The organism is Microterricola pindariensis (assembly GCF_002936985.1).
GTDB lineage: Bacteria > Actinomycetota > Actinomycetes > Actinomycetales > Microbacteriaceae > Microterricola > Microterricola pindariensis.
This window is the reverse complement of the sequence record NZ_MPZN01000028.1, coordinates 1-19,131: the sequence shown is the minus strand read 5'-3', so window position 1 is coordinate 19,131 and position 19,131 is coordinate 1. Positions and strand designations below refer to the sequence as shown.

The 19,131-nt window shown below is 71.5% G+C and carries 17 protein-coding genes; 12 read left to right on the top strand and 5 right to left on the bottom strand.

What is annotated here, in order from left to right:
* Nucleotides 1-2 precede the first annotated feature (2 nt).
* The 3 genes from GY24_RS09770 (at nucleotide 3) to GY24_RS09760 (ending at nucleotide 3,183) form a co-directional block, all read left to right on the top strand.
* Nucleotides 3-1,217, top strand: coding sequence for a LolA family protein (locus tag GY24_RS09770; RefSeq protein ID WP_104475456.1), 1,215 nt, complete (start codon nucleotides 3-5; stop codon nucleotides 1,215-1,217).
* Between the two features lie 66 nt (nucleotides 1,218-1,283).
* Nucleotides 1,284-2,198, top strand: coding sequence for an ABC transporter ATP-binding protein (locus tag GY24_RS09765; RefSeq protein ID WP_104475481.1), 915 nt, complete (start codon nucleotides 1,284-1,286; stop codon nucleotides 2,196-2,198).
* Between the two features lie 151 nt (nucleotides 2,199-2,349).
* On the top strand, nucleotides 2,350-3,183 hold the full coding sequence (locus GY24_RS09760) for an ABC transporter permease (RefSeq protein ID WP_172829763.1): 834 nt from the start codon (nucleotides 2,350-2,352) through the stop codon (nucleotides 3,181-3,183).
* Between the two features lie 113 nt (nucleotides 3,184-3,296).
* Here the strand turns inward: GY24_RS09760 and cofD are convergent, their stop codons facing one another.
* The 5 genes from cofD to GY24_RS09735 form a co-directional block, all read right to left on the bottom strand.
* Nucleotides 3,297-4,382: a 2-phospho-L-lactate transferase gene (gene cofD, locus GY24_RS09755; RefSeq protein ID WP_104475454.1), complete on the bottom strand. Its 1,086-nt coding sequence runs from the start codon at nucleotides 4,380-4,382 to the stop codon at nucleotides 3,297-3,299.
* A complete protein-coding gene (locus GY24_RS09750) occupies nucleotides 4,379-5,296 on the bottom strand; it encodes an ABC transporter ATP-binding protein (protein WP_104475453.1) in 918 nt (305 codons plus the stop codon). Before GY24_RS09750 ends, cofD begins: the two co-directional genes overlap by 4 nt.
* A complete protein-coding gene (locus tag GY24_RS09745) occupies nucleotides 5,293-6,444 on the bottom strand; it encodes a putative F420-0 ABC transporter permease subunit (protein ID WP_104475452.1) in 1,152 nt (383 codons plus the stop codon). Before GY24_RS09745 ends, GY24_RS09750 begins: the two co-directional genes overlap by 4 nt.
* Complete coding sequence (locus GY24_RS09740) at nucleotides 6,437-7,471, bottom strand: putative F420-0 ABC transporter substrate-binding protein (protein WP_233279299.1); 1,035 nt, start codon at nucleotides 7,469-7,471, stop codon at nucleotides 6,437-6,439. Before GY24_RS09740 ends, GY24_RS09745 begins: the two co-directional genes overlap by 8 nt.
* A gap of 366 nt (nucleotides 7,472-7,837) precedes the next feature.
* Nucleotides 7,838-9,283, bottom strand: coding sequence for an aminotransferase-like domain-containing protein (locus GY24_RS09735; protein WP_104475450.1), 1,446 nt, complete (start codon nucleotides 9,281-9,283; stop codon nucleotides 7,838-7,840).
* A gap of 232 nt (nucleotides 9,284-9,515) precedes the next feature.
* On the opposite strand from GY24_RS09735, the gene GY24_RS09730 reads away from it, so the two are divergent.
* From GY24_RS09730 to GY24_RS09690, 9 genes are all read left to right on the top strand, one after another.
* A complete protein-coding gene (locus GY24_RS09730; protein WP_083362717.1) occupies nucleotides 9,516-10,379 on the top strand; it encodes a nitrilase-related carbon-nitrogen hydrolase in 864 nt (287 codons plus the stop codon).
* Nucleotides 10,380-10,419: 40 nt separating this feature from the next.
* Entirely contained in the window at nucleotides 10,420-11,883 is a 1,464-nt protein-coding gene (gene hydA / locus GY24_RS09725; protein WP_104475449.1) for a dihydropyrimidinase, read from the top strand.
* An 87-nt stretch (nucleotides 11,884-11,970) separates the two neighbouring features.
* Complete coding sequence (locus tag GY24_RS09720; RefSeq protein ID WP_083362719.1) at nucleotides 11,971-12,987, top strand: TIGR03842 family LLM class F420-dependent oxidoreductase; 1,017 nt, start codon at nucleotides 11,971-11,973, stop codon at nucleotides 12,985-12,987.
* Nucleotides 12,988-13,214: 227 nt separating this feature from the next.
* A complete protein-coding gene (locus GY24_RS09715; RefSeq protein ID WP_324778317.1) occupies nucleotides 13,215-14,069 on the top strand; it encodes an ABC transporter permease in 855 nt (284 codons plus the stop codon).
* Nucleotides 14,066-14,950, top strand: a complete 885-nt coding sequence (locus GY24_RS09710; RefSeq protein ID WP_104475448.1) for an ABC transporter ATP-binding protein — start codon at nucleotides 14,066-14,068, stop codon at nucleotides 14,948-14,950. Before GY24_RS09715 ends, GY24_RS09710 begins: the two co-directional genes overlap by 4 nt.
* 50 nt (nucleotides 14,951-15,000) lie before the next feature.
* Nucleotides 15,001-15,771, top strand: a complete 771-nt coding sequence (locus tag GY24_RS09705) for an ABC transporter permease (protein WP_233279298.1) — start codon at nucleotides 15,001-15,003, stop codon at nucleotides 15,769-15,771.
* Nucleotides 15,772-15,876: 105 nt separating this feature from the next.
* On the top strand, nucleotides 15,877-17,046 hold the full coding sequence (locus tag GY24_RS09700; protein ID WP_104475446.1) for an ABC transporter substrate-binding protein: 1,170 nt from the start codon (nucleotides 15,877-15,879) through the stop codon (nucleotides 17,044-17,046).
* Nucleotides 17,047-17,123: 77 nt separating this feature from the next.
* Nucleotides 17,124-18,446, top strand: a complete 1,323-nt coding sequence (locus tag GY24_RS09695; protein WP_104475445.1) for an aspartate aminotransferase family protein — start codon at nucleotides 17,124-17,126, stop codon at nucleotides 18,444-18,446.
* 49 nt (nucleotides 18,447-18,495) lie between these two features.
* On the top strand, nucleotides 18,496-19,131 hold a 636-nt coding region (locus tag GY24_RS09690), incomplete at its 3' end, for an aldehyde dehydrogenase family protein (RefSeq protein ID WP_133161157.1).

The window sequence follows — 19,131 nt, the reverse complement described above, 5'->3', positions numbered from 1 at the left end:
CCATGCGCGATCAGAGCTCCCGCACACAGAACAGCACGGCATCCCGCACGTTCAGTCGCTGGATCCCCGCGATCGTCGCGCCGATTGTGATCGGCGTCGGCGTCATCCTCGTGCCGATGCAGGCCACTGCGGCGGTCGACCTGCCGGACAAGACCCCGGCCGAGCTGGTGCAGTTCGCGGCGGAGAGCCCGGCACAGCCGCTCTCCGGCACCATCGAGCAGCGCTCCGAGCTCGGGCTGCCAGACCTCTCCGGCCTGACCGGCGCCTTGGGCGGTGCGGGCGGTGACGGCTCGTCGGCACCCGCTGCCGCGTCGTCCGCCGACCTAGAGCAGCTGCTCTCCCTCGCCCTCGGCTCGCACACCGCCCGCGTCTACCTCGACGGGCCGAACGCGCGGCTGCAGGTGCTCGACCCGCTCGCCGAGCGGAACGTCTACCGCAACGCCGACGGCGTCTGGATCTACGACTCCGCGGAGAAGGCCGCGACCCACATCACCGTCGACCAGGCGGCCGTCGAGGCGCTCAAGGCCGAGCTGCAGACGGGCCACGCGGACGCCGGGGCCGGCGCGGAGATGCCGACACCGGAGGCCATGCTCGACCAGGCCCTCGCCCGGCTGGATGAGTCCACCGCCGTCACCGTCGGCACCGATGCCCTCGTCGCCGGCCGCGCCGCCTACGAGCTGGTGCTCACCCCGCGCGACAGCGGCACCCTCGTCGGCCAGATCTCGGTGGCGATCGACGGCCAGACGGGAACGGCCCTGGCAGCCTCCGTCACCGCGCGCGGCGCCGACACCCCGGCGTTCAGCATCGCCTTCACCGACGTGACGTTCGCGGCGCCGGACCCGGCTGTGTTCGCCTTCACCCCACCGGCCGGCACCGCCGTGACCGAGAAGCCGATCCCGGTGCCGACCGCCGCCGAGCTGCAGCAGGCTAAGGCCGAAGCCGGCTCCGGCGACGCAGGCTCCGTCGACTCCGCCGCGAAGCCAGTGCTGCACGGCACCGGTTGGACCACCGTGGTGGAGCTGCCGGCCGGGGCGCTCGGCGCACCGGCATCCGGCCCGCTCGACACCGTCACACAACCCGTCGACGGCGGCCGCGTGCTCACGACCTCGCTCGTGACCGTGCTGTTCACCTCCGACGGGCGAGCGTTCGCCGGCGCCGTGGACGTCGCAACGCTGCAGGCCGCCGCGAGCGCGCCGGCCGCCTCGAGCGGGCGCTGACGGGCGCCGGGAGTGACGGGCTTCGCGATCGAGACAGCGGGGCTGTCCAAGCGCTTCCGCGCGCAGATGGCCGTTGACGGCATCGACCTCGCCGTGCCGAGCGGCTCCGTGTTCGGCTTCCTCGGCCCCAACGGCTCGGGCAAGACCACGACGATCCGGATGCTGCTCGGGCTGGTCGCGGCCAGCAGCGGCAGCGCGCGCGTGCTCGGCACCGACATGCCCCGCGGCGTCGGCAGCGTGCTGCCCCGGGTCGGCGCGCTGGTCGAGGGGCCGGCGTTCCTGCCCTTCCTCTCCGGCGCGGCCAACCTGCGCCGCTTCGACGCGGCCGACCGCAGCGCCGGCGGCCGCAGCCGCCCGGCCCGGGTGGCCGACGCCCTCGACCGGGTCGGCCTCTCGCACGCGGCGGACAAGAAGGTGCACGCCTACTCCCTCGGCATGAAGCAGCGCCTCGGGCTGGCCAACGCCCTGCTCGTGCCGCGCGACCTGCTCGTGCTCGACGAGCCGACCAACGGCCTCGACCCGCAGGGCACCCGGGAGGTGCGCAACCTGATCCGCTCGCTCGCCGGCGACGGCACGACCGTGTTCGTCTCCAGCCACCTGCTGGCCGAGGTCGAGCAGATCTGCACGCACGTCGGCGTGATGCGCGCCGGGCGGCTCGTGACGCAGGGCACCCTCGACGACTTCCGCAGCACGGGCGCGGTCAGCGTGCGGCTGCAGACCCCGGATGTCGCGGACGCCCGCGCGGTGCTCGCCCGGCTCGGCCTGACCGTGGACGCGCCGGCCGGCACACCGGCGCGGGCCGGCGGCCCGGCCGACGCGACCCGCCTGGTGACGGCCCGGCTCGACGCCACGCCTCCGGAGGCCGTCGTCGCCGCGCTCGTCGCCGCCGGGGTGCGGGTGCGCGGCTTCGAGGCCGCACACGCCAGCCTGGAGCAGCGCTTCGTCGAGCTGACGGGGGAGGGCTTCGACGTTGTCCAGTGAGCCGCAGCCTGCGCCCGACCCGCAACCCGATGCGGGGCGCCGACCGGCATCCGCCCCAGGCGCTGACCCCAAACCCCAGTTGCCGATTTTCGGGGGTGTGGGCGACGCGACACCCCCGATTCGTGGCAACCGGGGAGCGGGACACGGCGGCGTGCGCGCCGAGCGCCGGGGCAGCACCGCTGCGCTGTTCGGCTCGGAGCTGCTCACGCTGTTCCGGCGGCGCCGGACCGTCGCCCTGCTCGCCGCGCTGGCCCTCATCCCGGTGTTGATCGGCGTCGCGATCCGGCTGGCCGGCGACGCCGGGAGCGGCCGCGGGCCAGCCTTTCTCGACCAGATCACGAACAACGGGCTGTTCGTCGGGGTGACGGCGATCATCGTGGCGATCCCGCTGTTCCTGCCGCTGACGATCGGCGTCGTCGCCGGCGACACGATTGCCGGGGAGGCCAGCCACGGCACCCTGCGCTACCTGCTCATCGCGCCGGCCGGGCGGCTCCGGCTGCTCGCGGTGAAGTACCTGAGCGCCGGCGTCTTCTGCCTCGCCGCCAGCCTGACGGTCGTCGTCGTCGGCACGCTCGTGGGCTGGGCGCTGTTCCCGATCGGCCCGGTCACGCTGCTCTCCGGCAGCACGGTGAGCGTCGGCGAGGGGCTGCTGCGCCTGCTCGGCATCGCGGCCTACGTCTGCGTCTCGCTGCTCGGCCTCTCGGCGATCGGCCTGTTCCTCTCGACCCTGACCACCGTGCCGGTCGGGGCGATGGCGGCGACCGCGATCCTCGCCGTCGTCGCGCAGATCATCGGGGCGCTGCCGCAGCTGGACTGGCTGCACCCGTGGCTGTTCAGCGAGCACTGGCTGGGCTTCGCAGACCTGCTCCGCGACCCGGTGCAGTGGGCGTCCTTCGCCGACAACGCGCTGCTGCAGGCTGGCTACATCCTCGTCTTCGGGGCGCTCGCCTGCGGCCGCTTCCTCACCAAGGACATCCTCTCCTAGCCTGCTGCCCCCACCCCGCAGCCCCGCTCACCTCATCGAGACTGCTCGACTTGTAGTTGGAAGCGGCTAAAACTACAAGTCGCGCAGTCTCGACGGGTACCGGTGGGGTGGGGCTAGGGGCGCGGGCGGGCGGCCAGGGCCAGGGCGTCCGCGGCGATCGCGGCCGTCTCCTCGACGGTGTGGAACCAGAGCGGGCGGGCGAGGGTGCGGATGCCGGCCAGCGGCCCGGTCGCGGCGGACGCCGCCACCGCGGCATCCGCGCTGTCGACGAGCCAGCCATCGAGCAGGCCAGCTCCGGGCAGGCCAGCTCCGGGCAGGCCGCGCGCGCCGTAGTGCGCGCCGACCGCGACCGCGCTCGTCTCCACGCCGATCGCGCTCAGGCAGGCGTCGGCCATGCCACGCACGACGGCGCCGCCGATGATCGGCGAGATTCCGACGACGGGCGCCGCGGTCTGCCGCACCGCGTCGGCGATGCCCGGGATGCCGAGGATCGTGCCGACGGAGACGACCGGGTTCGACGGCGCGAACAGCACCACGTCGGCCTCCGCGATCGCCTCGAGCACGCCGGGGGCCGGGCGGGCCCGCTCGACGTTGTGCTGGGTGAAGGCGAGCGCGGGCAGGGCGGCGCGGTGCCGCACCCACCACTCCTCGAAGTGCAGCTGCCGGGTGCCGCCGGCCTCGTCGGCGACGGTCACGAGCGTCTCCGCCTCGTCGTCGGTGGCCGGCAGCAGGGCGACGCCGGGGTTCCAGCGGGCGCACAGCCGGGCGGTCGCCTCGCTGAGCGGCAGGCCCTCGCGCAGCCAGGAGCTGCGCGCGATGTGGGTGCCGAGGTCGAGGTCGCCGAGCGTGAACCACGGCCAGCCGACGCCGTAGGCGGTCAGCTCGGCGCTGACCCGCTCGCTCTCACCGCGCCGGCCCCAGCCGCGCTCCTCGTCGTTCGCGCCGCCGAGGGCATACATGATCGAGTCCAGGTCGGGGCAGACGCGCAGCCCGGCCAGCCAGAGGTCGTCGCCCGTGTTGGCGATGACGGTGACGGATGCCGCGGTGCCGCTGCCCGGCATGCTCTCCTCCGGGCCGCCGGCGGCGGCCGGCCACTCGGTGCGCAGCTGGTGCAGCAGACCGCGCACGAAGCGGGACCCGCCCACCCCGCCGGCCAGCACGGTGACGCGGGGCGCGGCGCTACGGGGCGCGGCGCTCATGCGCTCACCCGCGCGGCCGTCGCCGCAGTGCCCGCAGCGGCATCCGCCCCGTCATCCGCCCCGGAATCGTCCGCGGGGAGCGCCGAGAACGCCAGCAGCGCCCGCCCCGTCGTCGGATGCCGCAACACCTCGGCGTGTACGCCGTAGACCTCGCGGATCAGCTCACTCGTCAACACGCTCGCGGGGGCGCCGGCGGCCACGACCCGGCCGGCCGCGAGCACGATCACATGGTCGGCGAAGGCGGCGGCCAGGTTCAGGTCGTGCAGAGCGGCGACGGCGGTGAGGCCGCGCTCGGTCAGCCGGGAGACCAGGGCGAGGGTGTCGAGCTGCGCCCGGATGTCGAGGTGGTTCGTTGGCTCGTCCAGCAGCAGCAGGCGCGGCTCCTGGGCCAGCGCGCGGGCGAGGTTGACCCGCTGCCGCTCGCCGCCGGAGAGGGTGCGGTAGAGCCGGTCGGCGAGCTCGGCCGCGCCGGTGTCGGCGAGGCAGCGCGCCGCGATGGCGTGATCGTCGGCGCCCGGCCCGGCGAACAGGCTGCGGTGCGGAGTGCGCCCGAGCAGCACGGCATCCGTCACCGAGAGCTCCAGCTGGCTGTCGGCGTGCTGCTCGGCCAGGGCGACGACGCGGGCGCGGGCGCGCCGGGTAGCGGTGTCCAGCCGGGTGCCGCCGTGGCTGACGGTGCCGCCGTCGCCGTTCAGCACGCCGGCGATGAGGTGCAGCAGGGTGCTCTTGCCGGCGCCGTTCGGCCCGATGATCGCGCCGAGGCGGCCGTGTGGGATCGTGCAGTCCACCCCGTCGATGACGAGGGCGCCGGCGCGGGTGAAGTGCAGGCGCGATGTCTCCAAGCCGGGAGGCGCGGCATCCGGGGCCAGACCCGCATCGGCTGCGGGCGCGGGGCGTGCGGCGGTGACGGTCATCCGACCCTCCGGTTTCTGAGCATGATCAGGGCGAAGACGGGGCCTCCGACGATGGCGGTCAGGATTCCGACCGGCAGCTCGCGCGGGTCGAACAGGGTGCGCGCGCCGGTGTCCATCCAGACCAGGAAGATCGCGCCGGCCAGGGCGGAGAGCGGCAGCAGTGCCTGGTGGCCGGGGCCCGCCCCGCCGCGGGAGACGAGCAGCCGCACGGCGTGCGGCAGCACCAGGCCGACGAATCCGATCGCACCGCTCACCGCGACGAGGGCGCCGGTGAGCAGGGCGGTCGCGCCGAGCAGCAGCCAGCGCACCCGGGTGACCGGGATGCCGAGCGCCGAGGCGGCGGTGTCGCCGAAGGCGAAGGCGTCGAGCACGGTGCCGCTGAACAGCAGCGGCAGGCCGATCACGAGCAGGGCGGTCCCGGCGATCACGACGGCCGGCCAGCGGGCGCCGGCCAGCGAGCCGAGCAGCCAGTTCAGGATCTCCCGGTAGCTGTCGCCGGTCGCGCTCCAGAAGATCACCAGGCTGGTCAGCGCGCCGAAGATCGCCGAGACGGCGAGGCCGCCGAGGATGGTGCGGCTCGGGCTGAGCCCGCCGCCGCCGGCGAGCAGGAGGGTGGCGCCAAGGGCGAGCAGCGCCCCGAGGAACGCCGCGACGGGCAGCGCGATGGCGGCGCCCAGCACGATCACGCTGACGGCGCCGAGCGAGGCGCCGGAGCTCAGGCCGAGCAGGTACGGGTCGGCGAGCGGGTTGCGCATGAGCGCCTGCATCACCGTGCCGCAGAGGGCCAGGCCCGCGCCGACGGCCGCCGCCGTGAGCACCCGGGGCAGGCGCAGCTCCCAGACGATGCCGTCGCGGAGTGGCGAGAGCGGCTCGAGCCCGAACAGGCCGCCGAGACCGAGGTGGTGCAGCACGCTGGCGAGCACCTCGGCCGGGCTGAGGTCGGCCGGCCCGATCGCGATGGCCAGCAGCACGGATGCCGCCAGCGCCAGCCCGAGCACCGCAGCCACGACCCCGCTGCGCCCGCGCTGCCCGCGCCCCCGCGGCCTTCGCCCGCGCGCGCCGAGACTGCGCGACTTGTCGTTCGGAGCGCCCGGAACGACAAGTCGAGCAGTCTCGGCGGGCGGTGCGGCGGGGGCGGGGCTAGCCATCGAGGGCCGCCAGCTGGGCGTTCAGGGAGGCGACGGCCTCGACGTTGCGCACGCCGGCCTCGCCGGCGGGGAACGGCACGGTGAGGTAGTGGCCTGCCTTCACGGCGCTCAGCTCGGCGGTCGCGGGGTTCGACTCGAGCAGCGCGATCTTGCTCTCCGCGGTGTTCCAGGCGGCGTCCACCAGCACGATGACGTCGGGGTCCGCGGCCACGATCGCCTCCCAGCCGAGCGGCGCCCAGCTGTCCTGCACGGAGGCGGCCACGTTCTCGAGCTCGAGCGCGTCGAGGATCATCTGCGGGGCGCCGATGCCGGCCCCGACGTAGGGCACGTCGTTGCCGGAGCTGTACCAGAGCGCGCTGCGCCCGGCGCCGGCCGGCTGCACCGCGGCCAGCTCGGCCCGCTGCCCGGCGACAAGGGTCGCGGCGGCATCCTGCACGTCGAAGATCTCGCCGAGCTGCTCGATGTCGGCGAACACCGCGTCGAAGCTGAGCGGGTTCGGCCGGTACGCCTCGCCCTTGCACGCGGCGGGGGAGACGAGACTGTTCACGCCGAGGGCGGCGAGGGTCGGCCGGTCGCCGGCACCCTCCGCGCTCAGGTTCGACTCCCAGCCGGCGTAGATGAGGTCGGGCTCCAGCTCGAGCGTCGCCTCCTGGCCGGGCAGCTTGTCGCTGAGCACCGGCAGCGCCTCGGCCGCCGCCTGCCACGCGGCCGCGGCCGGGCCGTCGCCGAACGCGGTGCCGACGATCCGGTCGTCGAGGCCGAGTGCCAGCAGCGCCTCGGTCGACGTCGACTTGATCGTGATGACGCGCTCGGGCGCCGCCTCGAAGGTCACCTCGGTGCCGCAGTTGTCGATCGTGAGCGGGTAGACCGTCTGCGTGGCCGAGGCGCTGGGCGCGCCGCCGGCCGGCGCTGAATTCGGGGCGGATGCCGGCGCGGCGCAGCCGGCGAGGAGGGCGAGGGATGCGGCGGCCACGCCGGCGCCGAGGAGGCGGCGTGCGGTGCGCGGGGCGGGGTTCAGCGTGAACAAGAGGGGCCTCCGGACAGGGTGATGGCAGGGAATCCGAGCGATGTCGGCGACCTGCGGCCCAAGTCCAGGCCGGTTCAGCCCCGTCATCCCGACAGGGGGTCGCATTCAGCCTAGACGCCCGGCGCCGTCAGGCGCCAGACTCCGCTGGAATCTGGATCCAGCGCATCTCGCACCCAGGGGTTGGCCTCGGTCGCTGGCGCTCCCCCGAGCCAAAGGGAAGCGGCACCGGATGCGGAGGCAAGCGCGACATCGGGACGCAACTTCGTGCCGGAAGCGGCCTCCCGATCCGCCGTCGGCCTCCCAAACGGCGGCGCCGGGCACGCCTCGGTCGCACGCTCCCCCGAGCCGGCGGGGCGCCGCCCGCCGCTACGCCTCCAGCGTGTAGAAGGCGCGCGGCCCGGGCAGCGCCGCGCCGGCCAGCGCCCCGGCCACCTCGGCCGCGTTGCTGCGCACCATGCCGGCCGTGACGCGCACGAAGCCGGGGCCGACGCCGGGCACCGAGGAGACGCCGCCGATTGCGGCATCCGTGTGCACGGCCCCGCCGGCCAGGAAGGGCGAGCCGGGCGCGACGCGGATGCCGGCCGCCGCCAGCTGCACCAGCGCTGCACGCTCGTCGGCGACGGGCAGCCAGAGGTTGATGCCGTCGGGGAGAGTGGTCGAGGCCTCTCCGACGCCGGAGACCGCGTGCACGCCCACCCGGGCCAGCTCGGCGTTCAGCGCCTTCTGCCGCGAGTAGTACTGCCGGCGCGCCTCCGTCACCTCGTCGAGCGCGGTGCCGTCGGTGAGCAGGTCGGCGAGGATGCGCTGCACCATGCGGGAGGTCCAGCCCGGGCCGAGCATGCGCCGGGAGACGATGCGGTCGATCAGCGCGGCCGGCCCGCCGAGGGCGGCGATGCGCAGGTCGGGGCCGTGCGACTTGGAGAAGCTGCGCACGTGCAACACCTGGTCGGGGATCCAGCGGCCGAGGCTGACCGGGGCGGCCGTGCTGATCTGGCCGGAGTGGTCGTCCTCGACCACGATGAGCTTGGAGCCGTTGCGGGCCGAGCGGATTACCCGGGCCAGCTCCTGCGCCCGCTCCGAGGTCATCGAGGCGCCGGTGGGGTTCTGCGCCCGCGGCTGAAGCACGAGCGCGGACGGCCCCTGGCGCAGCGCCGCGGCGAGCGAGCTCGGCAGGATGCCGTGCTCGTCGATGGCGACCGGAACGACGGAGGCGCCGAGGGCGCTGACCAGGTCGAAGAAGGCGGGGAAGCCGGGGCTCTCCAGCACCACCCGGTCGCCGAAGCGCACCACCGACTCGAGGCTGCGCGAGACGGCGTCCTGGGCCCCGTCGACCACGGTCAGCGACTCGGCGCGGTACGGCCAGCTCTCGTCGAGCACCCGGCCGAGCTCCGGCACCACCGGCAGCTCGTGGTAGCTCGAGGTCTCCGCGCGCAGCGACACGCGGGACAGCGCCGGGCCGAGCGCGGGCAGCAGCAGCGGGTCGGGGGTGCCGTGGGAGAGGTCGAGGTGGGTGGCGTCCTGGGGCAACTCGCCGCCGGCGACGAGGCCGAGCATGCGCGGCGGCAGCCAGGTCTGCGGATGCTGCCGCACGAAGCTGCCGGCCCGCCCGCGCGATTCGATCAGCCCGGCCTGGCTGAGCGCCTGCCAGGCGTGGCTCACCGTCGCGGGGCTGACGCCCAGCAGCGTGCCGAGCGCGCGCACCGTCGGCAGCCGGTCTCCGGGGTGAAGTTCCCCGCTCGTGATCCGTCTGGCGATGGCCGCGGCAATGCCGCGCGGGGTGGGATCGTCGATCTCGTTCCAGAACTCGTTCACAGAAACCCTTGCCTTTCTGACTGGTTCGGCAACATGATGATTAACGCGTGTGTCACACACTGAAACAAAAGAGAAATGTTTACGCCGAACAATAACAGAATGAGCAAAGAAGCTCGGTTCGGCTCAACCGCTCGGCGTTGGTGACTCCCGTGAATTGCCAACGCCGGCACCCCGCGAAGTATTACGCATCGCGGCTCAAACCCAGTTTGAAATAGGCGCAAGTGGAGGCAAGATGACCGGCGACACCCCCAAAATCGTTCGAGCAGCACTCACCCAGACCACGTGGACCGGCGACAAGGAGTCCATGCTCGACAAGCACGAGCAGTTCGCCCGCACGGCCAAGGAGCAGGGCGCTCAGGTGATTTGCTTCCAGGAGCTGTTCTACGGCCCCTACTTCGGCATCACGGAAGACGCCAAGTACTACGACTACGCCGAGCCGGCCGACGGCCCGATCGTGCAGCGCTTCGCCGCGCTCGCCAAGGAACTCGGCATGGTGATGGTGCTGCCGATCTACGAGGAAGACCAGCCGGGCGTCTACTACAACACCGCCGTTGTGGTCGATTCCGACGGCACCATCCTCGGCCAGTACCGCAAGCACCACATCCCGCACCTCGACAAGTTCTGGGAGAAGTTCTACTTCCGCCCCGGGAACATGGGCTACCCCGTCTTCAACACCGCGGTCGGCCCGATCGGCGTCTACATCTGCTACGACCGGCACTTCCCGGAGGGGTGGCGCGAGCTCGCCCTGAACGGCGCGCAGATCGTGTTCAACCCGAACGCCACCAAGCCCGGCCTCTCCAACCGGCTCTGGGAGATCGAGCAGGCGGCCGCGGCCGCCGCCAACGGCATGTTCGTCGCGGCCTCCAACCGCGTCGGCCGCGAGGACAACGAGTACGGCGACCTCGCCGTCACCTTCTACGGCTCCAGCCAGGTGCTGGACCCGCGCGGCAACTGGGTCGGCGAGCTCGGCTCGTCCACCGACGAGGAGGTGCTCGTGCGCGACCTCGACATGAGCCTGGTGCGCCAGGTGCGCAACGACTGGCAGTTCTTCCGCGACCGCCGCCCCGAGTCCTACACGTCCATCCCGAAGCCGTAGCCGCCGAACAGGAAAGAGGAGCAGGAGAAGGGGAACAGACATGGCAACGACCCTCATCACCGGCGGCACCGTGGTCACCTCCACGGGCCGGGCGGATGCCGACGTGCTCGTCGACGGCGAGAAGATCGTGGCGGTGCTGGCGCGCGGCAGCGTGCTGCTCGGCACCGACCTGACGGCCGGCGTCGACACGGTCATCGACGCCACCGGCAAGTACGTGATCCCGGGCGGCATCGATGCGCACACGCACATGTCGCTGCCGTTCGGCGGCACCGCGGCATCCGACAACTTCGAGACGGGCACCCGGGCAGCCGCCTGGGGCGGCACGACGACGATCATCGACTTCGCCGTGCAGACCCACGGCCAGAAGGTGCAGGACGGCCTGGCCACCTGGCACGGGATGGCCGCCGGGCAGTGCGCGATCGACTACGCGTTCCACCAGATCGTGGGCGACGTGAACCCGGAGTCGCTGCTCGCGCTCCGCGGGCTCCCGGACGAGGGCATCTCGAGCTACAAGATGTTCATGGCCTACCCCGGCGTGTTCTACAGCGACGACGCCCAGATCCTGCGCGCCATGCAGGTCGCCGCCGACACCGGGCTGATGACGATGATGCACGCCGAGAACGGCCCGGCCATCGACGTGCTCGTCGAGCAGCTGCTCGCCCAGGGCAAGACCGACCCGTACTACCACGGGGTGGCGCGCGCCTGGCAGATGGAGGAGGAGGCGACGCACCGGGCGATCATGCTCGCCAACCTCACTGGGGCGCCGCTGTACGTGGTGCACGTCTCGGCCAAGCAGGCCGTCGAGCAGCTCGCCGCGGCCCGCGACAACGGCCAGAACGTGTTCGGCGAGACCTGCCCGCAGTACCTCTACCTCTCGCTGGAGGACCAGCTCGGCGCCTCGAGCGACGAGTGGGGCGCCTTCGAGGGCGCCAAGTGGGTGTGCTCGACGCCGCTGCGCTCCAAGGAGGAGGGCCACCAGCACCACATGTGGCAGAGCCTGCGCACGAACGACATCCAGATGGTCTCCACCGACCACTGCCCGTTCTGCATGAAGGGGCAGAAGGACCTGGGGCTCGGCAACTTCTCCAAGATCCCGAACGGCATCGGCTCGGTCGAGCACCGCATGGACCTGCTCTACCAGGGCGTCGTCGACGGGCAGATCACGCTGGAGCGCTGGGTGGAGATCACGAGCACCACCCCGGCGCGCATGTTCGGCCTGTACGGCAAGAAGGGCGTCATCCAGCCGGGTGCCGACGCAGACATCGTCGTCTACGACCCGAACGGCCACACCTCGATCGGCTACCCCGTCGACGCCGACGGCAACCCGACCGGGCGCAGCCACCACATGAACATGGACCACTCCGCCTGGGAGGGCTACGAGATCGACGGCCACGTCGACACCGTGCTCTCCCGCGGCAAGGTGGTCGTCACCGACCGGCAGTACGTCGGCCAGAAGGGCGATGGCCAGTTTGTGAGGCGCGGGCTCAGCCAGTACCTCATCTAGCAGCGGCAACGGGCGGATGCCGGAGGCTCCGGCATCCGCCCCTCACACAGACGTGAATCGGCACATTTCGTAAGGAACGGGAACCAGATGGATTTTGGAGCGGTACTGCAGACCAACCCACCCTCGGCGCGCACGGTGCAGCTGGCCAAGCTGGCAGAGGACCATGGCTTCAGCCATGTGTGGACCTTCGACTCGCACCTGCTCTGGCAGGAACCCTACGTCATCTACAGCCAGATCCTGGCCGAGACGCGCAAGGTCATCGTCGGCCCCATGGTCACCAACCCGGCCACCCGGGACTGGACGGTCACCGCCTCGCTCTACGCCACGCTCAATGAGATGTACGGCAACCGCACCATCTGCGGCATCGGCCGCGGCGACTCCGCCGTGCGCGTCACCAACGGGGCGCCGACCACGCTGACCACCCTGCGCGAGTCGATCCACGTCATCCGCGAGCTGGCCAACTCCCGCTCGGTCGAGTACAACGGCGCCACCCTGCAGTTCCCGTGGAGCGTCGGATCCAAGCTCGACGTCTGGGTGGCCGCATACGGCCCGCTCGCGCTCAAGCTCACGGGGGAGGTCGGCGACGGCTTCATCCTGCAGCTGGCGGATGTCGACATCGCCGCGTGGATGATCAAGACCGTGCGGGCGGCGGCCGAGGCGGCCGGGCGCGACCCGATGTCGATCAAGTTCTGCGTCGCCGCCCCGATGTACATCGGCGACGACTGGGAGCACATGCGCGACCAGTGCCGCTGGTTCGGCGGCATGGTCGGCAACCACGTCGCCGACATCGTCGCCAAGTACGGCGCGCACGGCGAGATCCCCGAAGCCCTCACCGACTACATCAAGGCGCGCGAGGGCTACGACTACAACGAGCACGGCCGCTCGGGCAACACGCACGCCAGCTTCGTGCCGGACGACATCGTCGACCGCTTCTGCCTGCTGGGCACCGCCAAGGAGCACATCGAGAAGCTCGAGGCGCTCAAGGCGCTCGGCGTCGACCAGTTCGCCGGCTACCTGCAGCACGACAACAAGGAAGAGACGCTGCGGGTCTACGGGGAGACCGTGATCCCGGCCCTCAGCGATCACATCACGGCCAAGGCATGACCATGACCACTGGAGCAGAAACGGAGGGCCTGCGGCCTGGGCCTGAGGCCGGGCCGCCGGGTCTCGATACGGCCGCGGGCGGCCTACTCGACCAACGGTCGGGGGTCGAAAACCCCGCCGGCCGCGGAAACCCCGCCGGCCGCGGAAACCCCGCCGGCCGAGTAGCGAGGAACGAGCGTATCGAGACCAAGGCGCGCCAGACACCGCGCGGCGCCCGGGAGCTGCAGGTGTGGGCGTACGGCGCGCTCGGCCTGGCCGCGATCGTGATCGTCTGGGAGCTCTACAAGCTGCTCGCCCCCGCCGACGGCGTCGTGATCGGCGGGCTCCGAGTGCTGCCGCGCACCACCGACCTCGCCATGCCGCACATCTGGGACATGCTCGCCCGGCTGTTCGAGCCGGTCACCCGGGCCGAGGGGGCTGCGCCGCTCTGGGCCGCCGTCGGCGCCGGCGCGCTCGTCACGCTCGGCATCGCCGCGGTCGGCTGGCTGGTCGGCCTCGTCGTCGGCGTCGGGCTCGCCCTGGTGATGCTGCGCTGGCGGCTGGCCGAGTGGGGCCTGCTGCCCTGGATCATCCTCAGCCAGACCGTTCCGCTCATCGCCTTCGCGCCGATCGTGCGCAGCTGGGGCTCCAAGATCCAGATCGGCGGCTTCGAGTGGGCCGACTGGATGTCGGTCGCCCTCATCGCCAGCTACCTCGCCTTCTTCCCGATCGCGATCGGCGCGCTGCGCGGCCTGCAGTCGCCGGACGTGATCCACACCGAGCTGATGCGCAGCTACGGCATCGGCTGGTGGCGCACCCTCGTCAAGCTGCGCGTGCCGGCATCCGTGCCCTACCTGCTGCCGGCGCTGCGCCTCGGCGCGGCCAACGCCGTCATCGGCGCCGTCGTCGCCGAGGTGTCGACGGGCCTGCAGGGCGGCCTCGGCCGCATCCTCATCCAGTACGCCGGTCAGGCCAGCGGCGACCCGGCCAAGGCCTGGGGGCCGATCTTCGGCGCCATCGTGCTCGGCCTCGTCGTGGCGGGCTCGATCGCCCTGCTCGGCGTCTTCCTCAAGAACTACCGACGCGTGGAGGTCAACGCATGAACCAGGCTCAGCACGGCGCACCGTCTCAGACAACCGCCGACGCCGTCACCGTCACCGGCGTCGACAAGACCTTCGACACCCGCAGCGGACAGGTGCACGCGCTGCAGGGCATCAACCTCACGGTCAAGGCCGGCGAGTTCGTATCGCTGATCGGGCCGAGCGGGTGCGGCAAGTCCACCCTGATGCGCATCATCGCCGACCTCGACCAGCCCACCGCGGGCAGCGTCGCCGTCTTCGGCAAGAGCGCGGGCCAGGCGCGCCTCGACCAGGACTACGGCATCGCCTTCCAACAGGCCGGCCTGCTGCCCTGGCGCACGGTCGCCGCCAACGTGGGCCTGCCGCTCGAGCTGCACGGGGTCGGCAGCGCCGCCCGCGCTGCCCGGGTGGCCGAGCTGCTGAGCATGGTCGGGCTCACCGAGTTCGCCGACCGCTACCCGGACCAGCTCTCTGGCGGCATGCAGCAGCGCGTCGCCATCGCCCGCTCGCTGGCGGAGAGCCCGAGCCTGTTGCTCATGGACGAGCCGTTCGGCGCGCTCGACGAGATGACCAGGGAGCGGATGCAGACGGAGCTGGTGCGCATCTGCGCCGAGACCCAGGCCGCCGTCGTGTTCGTCACCCACTCCATCCCCGAGGCGGTGTACCTCTCCGACCGGGTGGTCGTCATGTCGGCCCGCCCCGGCCGGATCCAGGAGATCGTGCCGATGCGCCTGGACGGCGAGCGCACCGAGTCCCTCCGCGAGGACACCCGCTACTTCGAGATGATCACCGCGGTGCGCGAGGCGCTGCACGGCGGCAACCCGGGCGGCGGCATCGCCACGGGTGGCCTGGCCACCGGCTCCGTCGCGGCCTCCGCGCCCGTGCGCGGGGCGGAGACGCGCTGATGAGCACGGCGGCGGTATCGAGACGGGGCACGGCCCCCGGCCGGAAGGCGATGAGCGCGCGCACCGAGTCGTGGCTGCGCATCATCGCGCCCGTCGCGGTCGGCGCGATCGTGCTCGGCGGCTGGCAGTTCCTGGTGACCGTGGTCGGCGTCAGCGAGTACCTGCTGCCGAGCCCGGCATCCATCGCCACCCAGTTCGTCGAGTACCTGCCCTCGATCCTCTCCGCCATGTACATCACCGGCATGAACGCCCTGATCGGACTGCTCGTCGGCTCGATCCTCGGCATCGGCCTGGCGGCGCTCGCCGCGAACTCGCGGCTGGTCGACGGCATGAGCGCGCCGATCGTCGCCTCGATCGCCGTCATCCCGATCGTGGCCCTGGCCCCGGTGCTGAACTCGATGTTCGGCGCGGACAGCCAGTTCAGCCGGCAGGCCATCGCGGCGCTGGCCACCTTCGTGCCCGTGTTCATCAACACGCTGCGCGGGTTCCGGCAGACCCGCGCCGTGCACCGCGACCTGATGCGGGTGTACGCGGCCAGCCCCGGCCAGGTGCTGCGCACCGTGACGCTGCCGACGGCGAAGCCGTTCATCTTCACCGGCATCCGCATCGCCTCCTCGCTGGCCGTGATCTCGGCCCTCGTCGCCGAGTACTTCGGCGGCCCGCGCGGCGGCCTGGGCGGCCTCATCTCGACGTCGGCCGCGTCCAGCGCCTACGCCAGGGCGTGGGCCTACGTCGTCGCATCCATCGTGCTCGGCCTCCTTTTCTACGTCGCGACGCTCGCGCTCGAACGCCTCGCCAACCGGCGCGGGGGTGGTTCGTAGCCCACACACGTCCCCGGGCCCGACGGGCCAGGGGCAGGCAACACAAGGCAACTCAACACAACGCATGGCAACACAGGCACCACTGAGAGCAGGGAAAGGACTGAAATGAAACACAGCACACGTCGCCTCGCGACACTGGGCGCGCTCACACTGTCGGCAGCGCTCGTACTCTCCGCTTGTTCCGGTTCTGGCGACACCTCCGGAGGTTCGGGTGGCTCGACCGATGGCGCTGGCGGCGGCGACGCCACCACCGCGGTCAAGCTCCAGCTGCAGTGGCTGCCGCAGGGCCAGTTCGCCGGCTACTTCGCCGCCGCCGATCAGGGCTACTTCGCCGACGAGGGCCTGGACGTCGAGATCATCCCGTCCGGCGGCGACATCGTGCCGCAGGACGCCCTCGCCAACGGCGACGTCGACTACGCGATCGCCTGGGTGCCGAAGGCGCTCGGCTCGGTCGAGGCCGGCGCCAACATCACCGACATCGCGCAGATCTTCCAGCGCTCCGGCACCCTGCAGGTGTCGTGGGCGGATTCCGGCATCGACTCGGTCGCCGACTTCGAGGGCAAGAAGATCGGCTCCTGGGGCTTCGGCAACGAGTGGGAGATCTTCGCGGCCATGGCAGCGGACGGCCTGGACTCCTCCACCGTGCAGATCATCACGCAGGACTTCAACATGAACGCCTTCCTGCAGGGTGACATCGACGCCGCGCAGGCGATGACCTACAACGAGTACGCGCAGCTGCTCGAGGCCGTCAACCCCGAGACCGGCAAGCAGTACACGGATGCCGACTTCAACGTGATCAGCTACCAGGACACGGTCGGCGCCATGCTGCAGGACGCGATCTGGGCCGACACCGCCCGGCTCGAGAGCGACACCGCCTACCAGGACACCACGGTCAAGTTCCTCAAGGCCGTCGTCAAGGGCTGGATCTACGCGGCGGAGAACCCGGAGGAGGCCTCGGCGATCACCATCGCGGCAGGGTCCAACTGGGGCCCCAGCCACGAGCTGTGGATGGTCAACGAGACCAACAAGCTGATCTGGCCGGCACCGGATGGCATCGGCGTGATCGACGAGGCCGCCTGGGACGCCACCGTCAAGGGTGCACTCTCGGCCGTCAACGAGACCGGGGCCTCCCCGATCACGAAGGAGCCGCCGGCATCCGCATGGTCCAACGACTGGATCACCAAAGCACTCGACGAACTCAAGGCTGAGGGAGTCGATGTGACGGGCGAGAGTTTCAAGCCCATCACCGTCACCCTCGCCGAGGGCGGCAACTAAACCGGATTCGACAGGCCCAGCCACCGCCGGCTGGGCCTGTCGGAACCACTCACAGAAACACCGAAAGGCAGCAACACATGCTCGAAACATCCAACCCCGATCTCGACGCCATCACGGCCGAGCTCGATCAGCGCCACGTCTTCCACTCGTGGTCGGCGCAGGCCGCGCTCGCGCCGTTCGTGATTGCAGGCGGCAGGGGGTCGCGGGTCTGGAACCATGAAGGGACCAGCTACCTCGACTTCTCGAGCCAGCTGGTGAATGTCAACATCGGGCACCAGCACCCCGCGGTCATCTCCGCCATCCAGGAGCAGGCCAGCCTGCTCGCCACCATCGCCCCCGCGACCGCCAACCTGGCCCGCGGCGAGGCAGCAAAGCGCATCGCCGATCGTGCACCGGAGGGCTTCAACAGGGTCTTCTTCACCAACGGTGGGGCGGATGCCAACGAGAACGCGATCCGCATGGCACGCCAGTTCACCGGCCGCGACAAGGTGCTCAGCACCTACCGCTCGTACCACGGCAACACCGGCTCGGCCGTTGTCGCCACCGGGGACTGGCGCCGCATCCCCAACGAGTACGCCACGGGCCACGTGCACTTCTTCGGCCCCTACGCCTACCGCAGCGACTTCTGGTCGAGCACGCCGGAGCAGGAGGCGGAGCGTGCTCTCCGCCACCTCGAGCGGGTCATCCTGAGCGAGGGACCGTCGTCGATCGCGGCGATCCTGCTGGAGACCATCCCCGGCACGGCCGGCGTGCTGCTGCCGCCGCCCGGCTACCTGGCCGGCGTGCGCGAGCTCGCCACCCGCCACGGCATCCTGCTCATCCTCGACGAGGTCATGTGCGGCTTCGGCCGCACCGGCCGCTGGTTCGCCTTCGACGGCTACGACGTCGTCCCCGACCTGATCACCTTCGCCAAGGGCGTCAACTCCGGCTACGTTCCGGTCGGTGGCGTGGTCATCAGCGACCCGATCGCCGACTTCTTCAACGACCGGGTGTTCCCCGGTGGCCTCACCTACAGCGGCCACCCGCTGGCGATGGCCTCGATCGTCGCCGCCCTCGACACGATGGCCTCGGAGGGCATCATCGAGAACGCGGCATCCGTCGGTCGCGAGCACATCGGCCCCGGCCTGACCGCCCTGGCCGAGAAGCACGACATCATCGGCGAGGTGCGCGGCGAGGGCGTCTTCTGGGCCGTCGAGCTGGTGGCCGACCGGGCCACCCGCGAGCCGGTCAGCGGCGCCGTGATGGGCCGGATCAAGAAGGAGCTCGTCGCGCGCGGCCTGCTGCCCTTCCTGGCCGAGAACCGCATCCACGTCGTGCCGCCGTGCGTCGTCACGCCGGAGGAGGTCGCCGAGGCGATGGCCATCTACGACGAGGTGCTCTCCCTCGACCTGCTCGGCTAAAGCCCGGCACCACAGATTTTCACCAGAAAAGAATAGGAAACACACCGCAATGTCCGAAATCCCCACCGTCCAGCACTGGGTCAATGGCGCACCCGCAGCCGGAACCTCCACGCGCACCGCACCCGTCTTCAACCCGGCCCGCGGCGTCGCAGAGAAGAACGTGCTGATGGCCAGCACCGCCGACGTCGACACCGTGGTCGCGGCAGCCAAGGCCGCCCTCCCGGCCTGGCGCGACATGTCGATCGCCAAGCGGCAGAACATCATGTTCAACTTCCGCGAGCTGCTGCACAAGCGCACCCCCGAGCTGGCCGCGATCCTCACCAACGAGCACGGCAAGGTGCTCTCGGATGCCGCAGGCGAGATCGCCCGCGGCCTCGAGGTCGTCGAGTACGCCTGCAGCATGCCGACCCTGATGAAGGGCGACTACTCCGAGAACGTCTCCACCGGCGTCGACGTGTACTCGCTCAAGCAGCCGGTCGGCGTCGTCGGCATCATCAGCCCGTTCAACTTCCCCGCGATGGTGCCGCTCTGGTTCTTCCCGCTGGCCATCGCGGCCGGGAACACGGTCGTGCTGAAGCCCTCGGAGAAGGACCCGTCCGCGGCCAACTTCATGGCCCAGATGCTCAAGGACGCCGGCCTGCCCGACGGAGTCTTCAACGTCGTGCACGGCGACAAGGAGGCCGTC

Bases quoted from the DNA above. Each gene is read 5' to 3' on its own strand.
- GY24_RS09745 (WP_104475452.1), bottom strand. From the start codon at position 6,444: ATGGCTAGCCCCGCCCCCGCCGCACCGCCCGCCGAGACTGCTCGACTT.
- GY24_RS09765 (WP_104475481.1), top strand. From the start codon at position 1,284: ATGGCCGTTGACGGCATCGACCTCGCCGTGCCGAGCGGCTCCGTGTTC.
- GY24_RS09700 (WP_104475446.1), top strand. From the start codon at position 15,877: ATGAAACACAGCACACGTCGCCTCGCGACACTGGGCGCGCTCACACTG.
- GY24_RS09710 (WP_104475448.1), top strand. From the start codon at position 14,066: ATGAACCAGGCTCAGCACGGCGCACCGTCTCAGACAACCGCCGACGCC.
- GY24_RS09695 (WP_104475445.1), top strand. From the start codon at position 17,124: ATGCTCGAAACATCCAACCCCGATCTCGACGCCATCACGGCCGAGCTC.
- GY24_RS09770 (WP_104475456.1), top strand. From the start codon at position 3: ATGCGCGATCAGAGCTCCCGCACACAGAACAGCACGGCATCCCGCACG.
- GY24_RS09750 (WP_104475453.1), bottom strand. From the start codon at position 5,296: ATGACCGTCACCGCCGCACGCCCCGCGCCCGCAGCCGATGCGGGTCTG.
- GY24_RS09705 (WP_233279298.1), top strand. From the start codon at position 15,001: ATGAGCGCGCGCACCGAGTCGTGGCTGCGCATCATCGCGCCCGTCGCG.
- cofD (WP_104475454.1), bottom strand. From the start codon at position 4,382: ATGAGCGCCGCGCCCCGTAGCGCCGCGCCCCGCGTCACCGTGCTGGCC.
- hydA (WP_104475449.1), top strand. From the start codon at position 10,420: ATGGCAACGACCCTCATCACCGGCGGCACCGTGGTCACCTCCACGGGC.
- GY24_RS09730 (WP_083362717.1), top strand. From the start codon at position 9,516: ATGACCGGCGACACCCCCAAAATCGTTCGAGCAGCACTCACCCAGACC.
- GY24_RS09720 (WP_083362719.1), top strand. From the start codon at position 11,971: ATGGATTTTGGAGCGGTACTGCAGACCAACCCACCCTCGGCGCGCACG.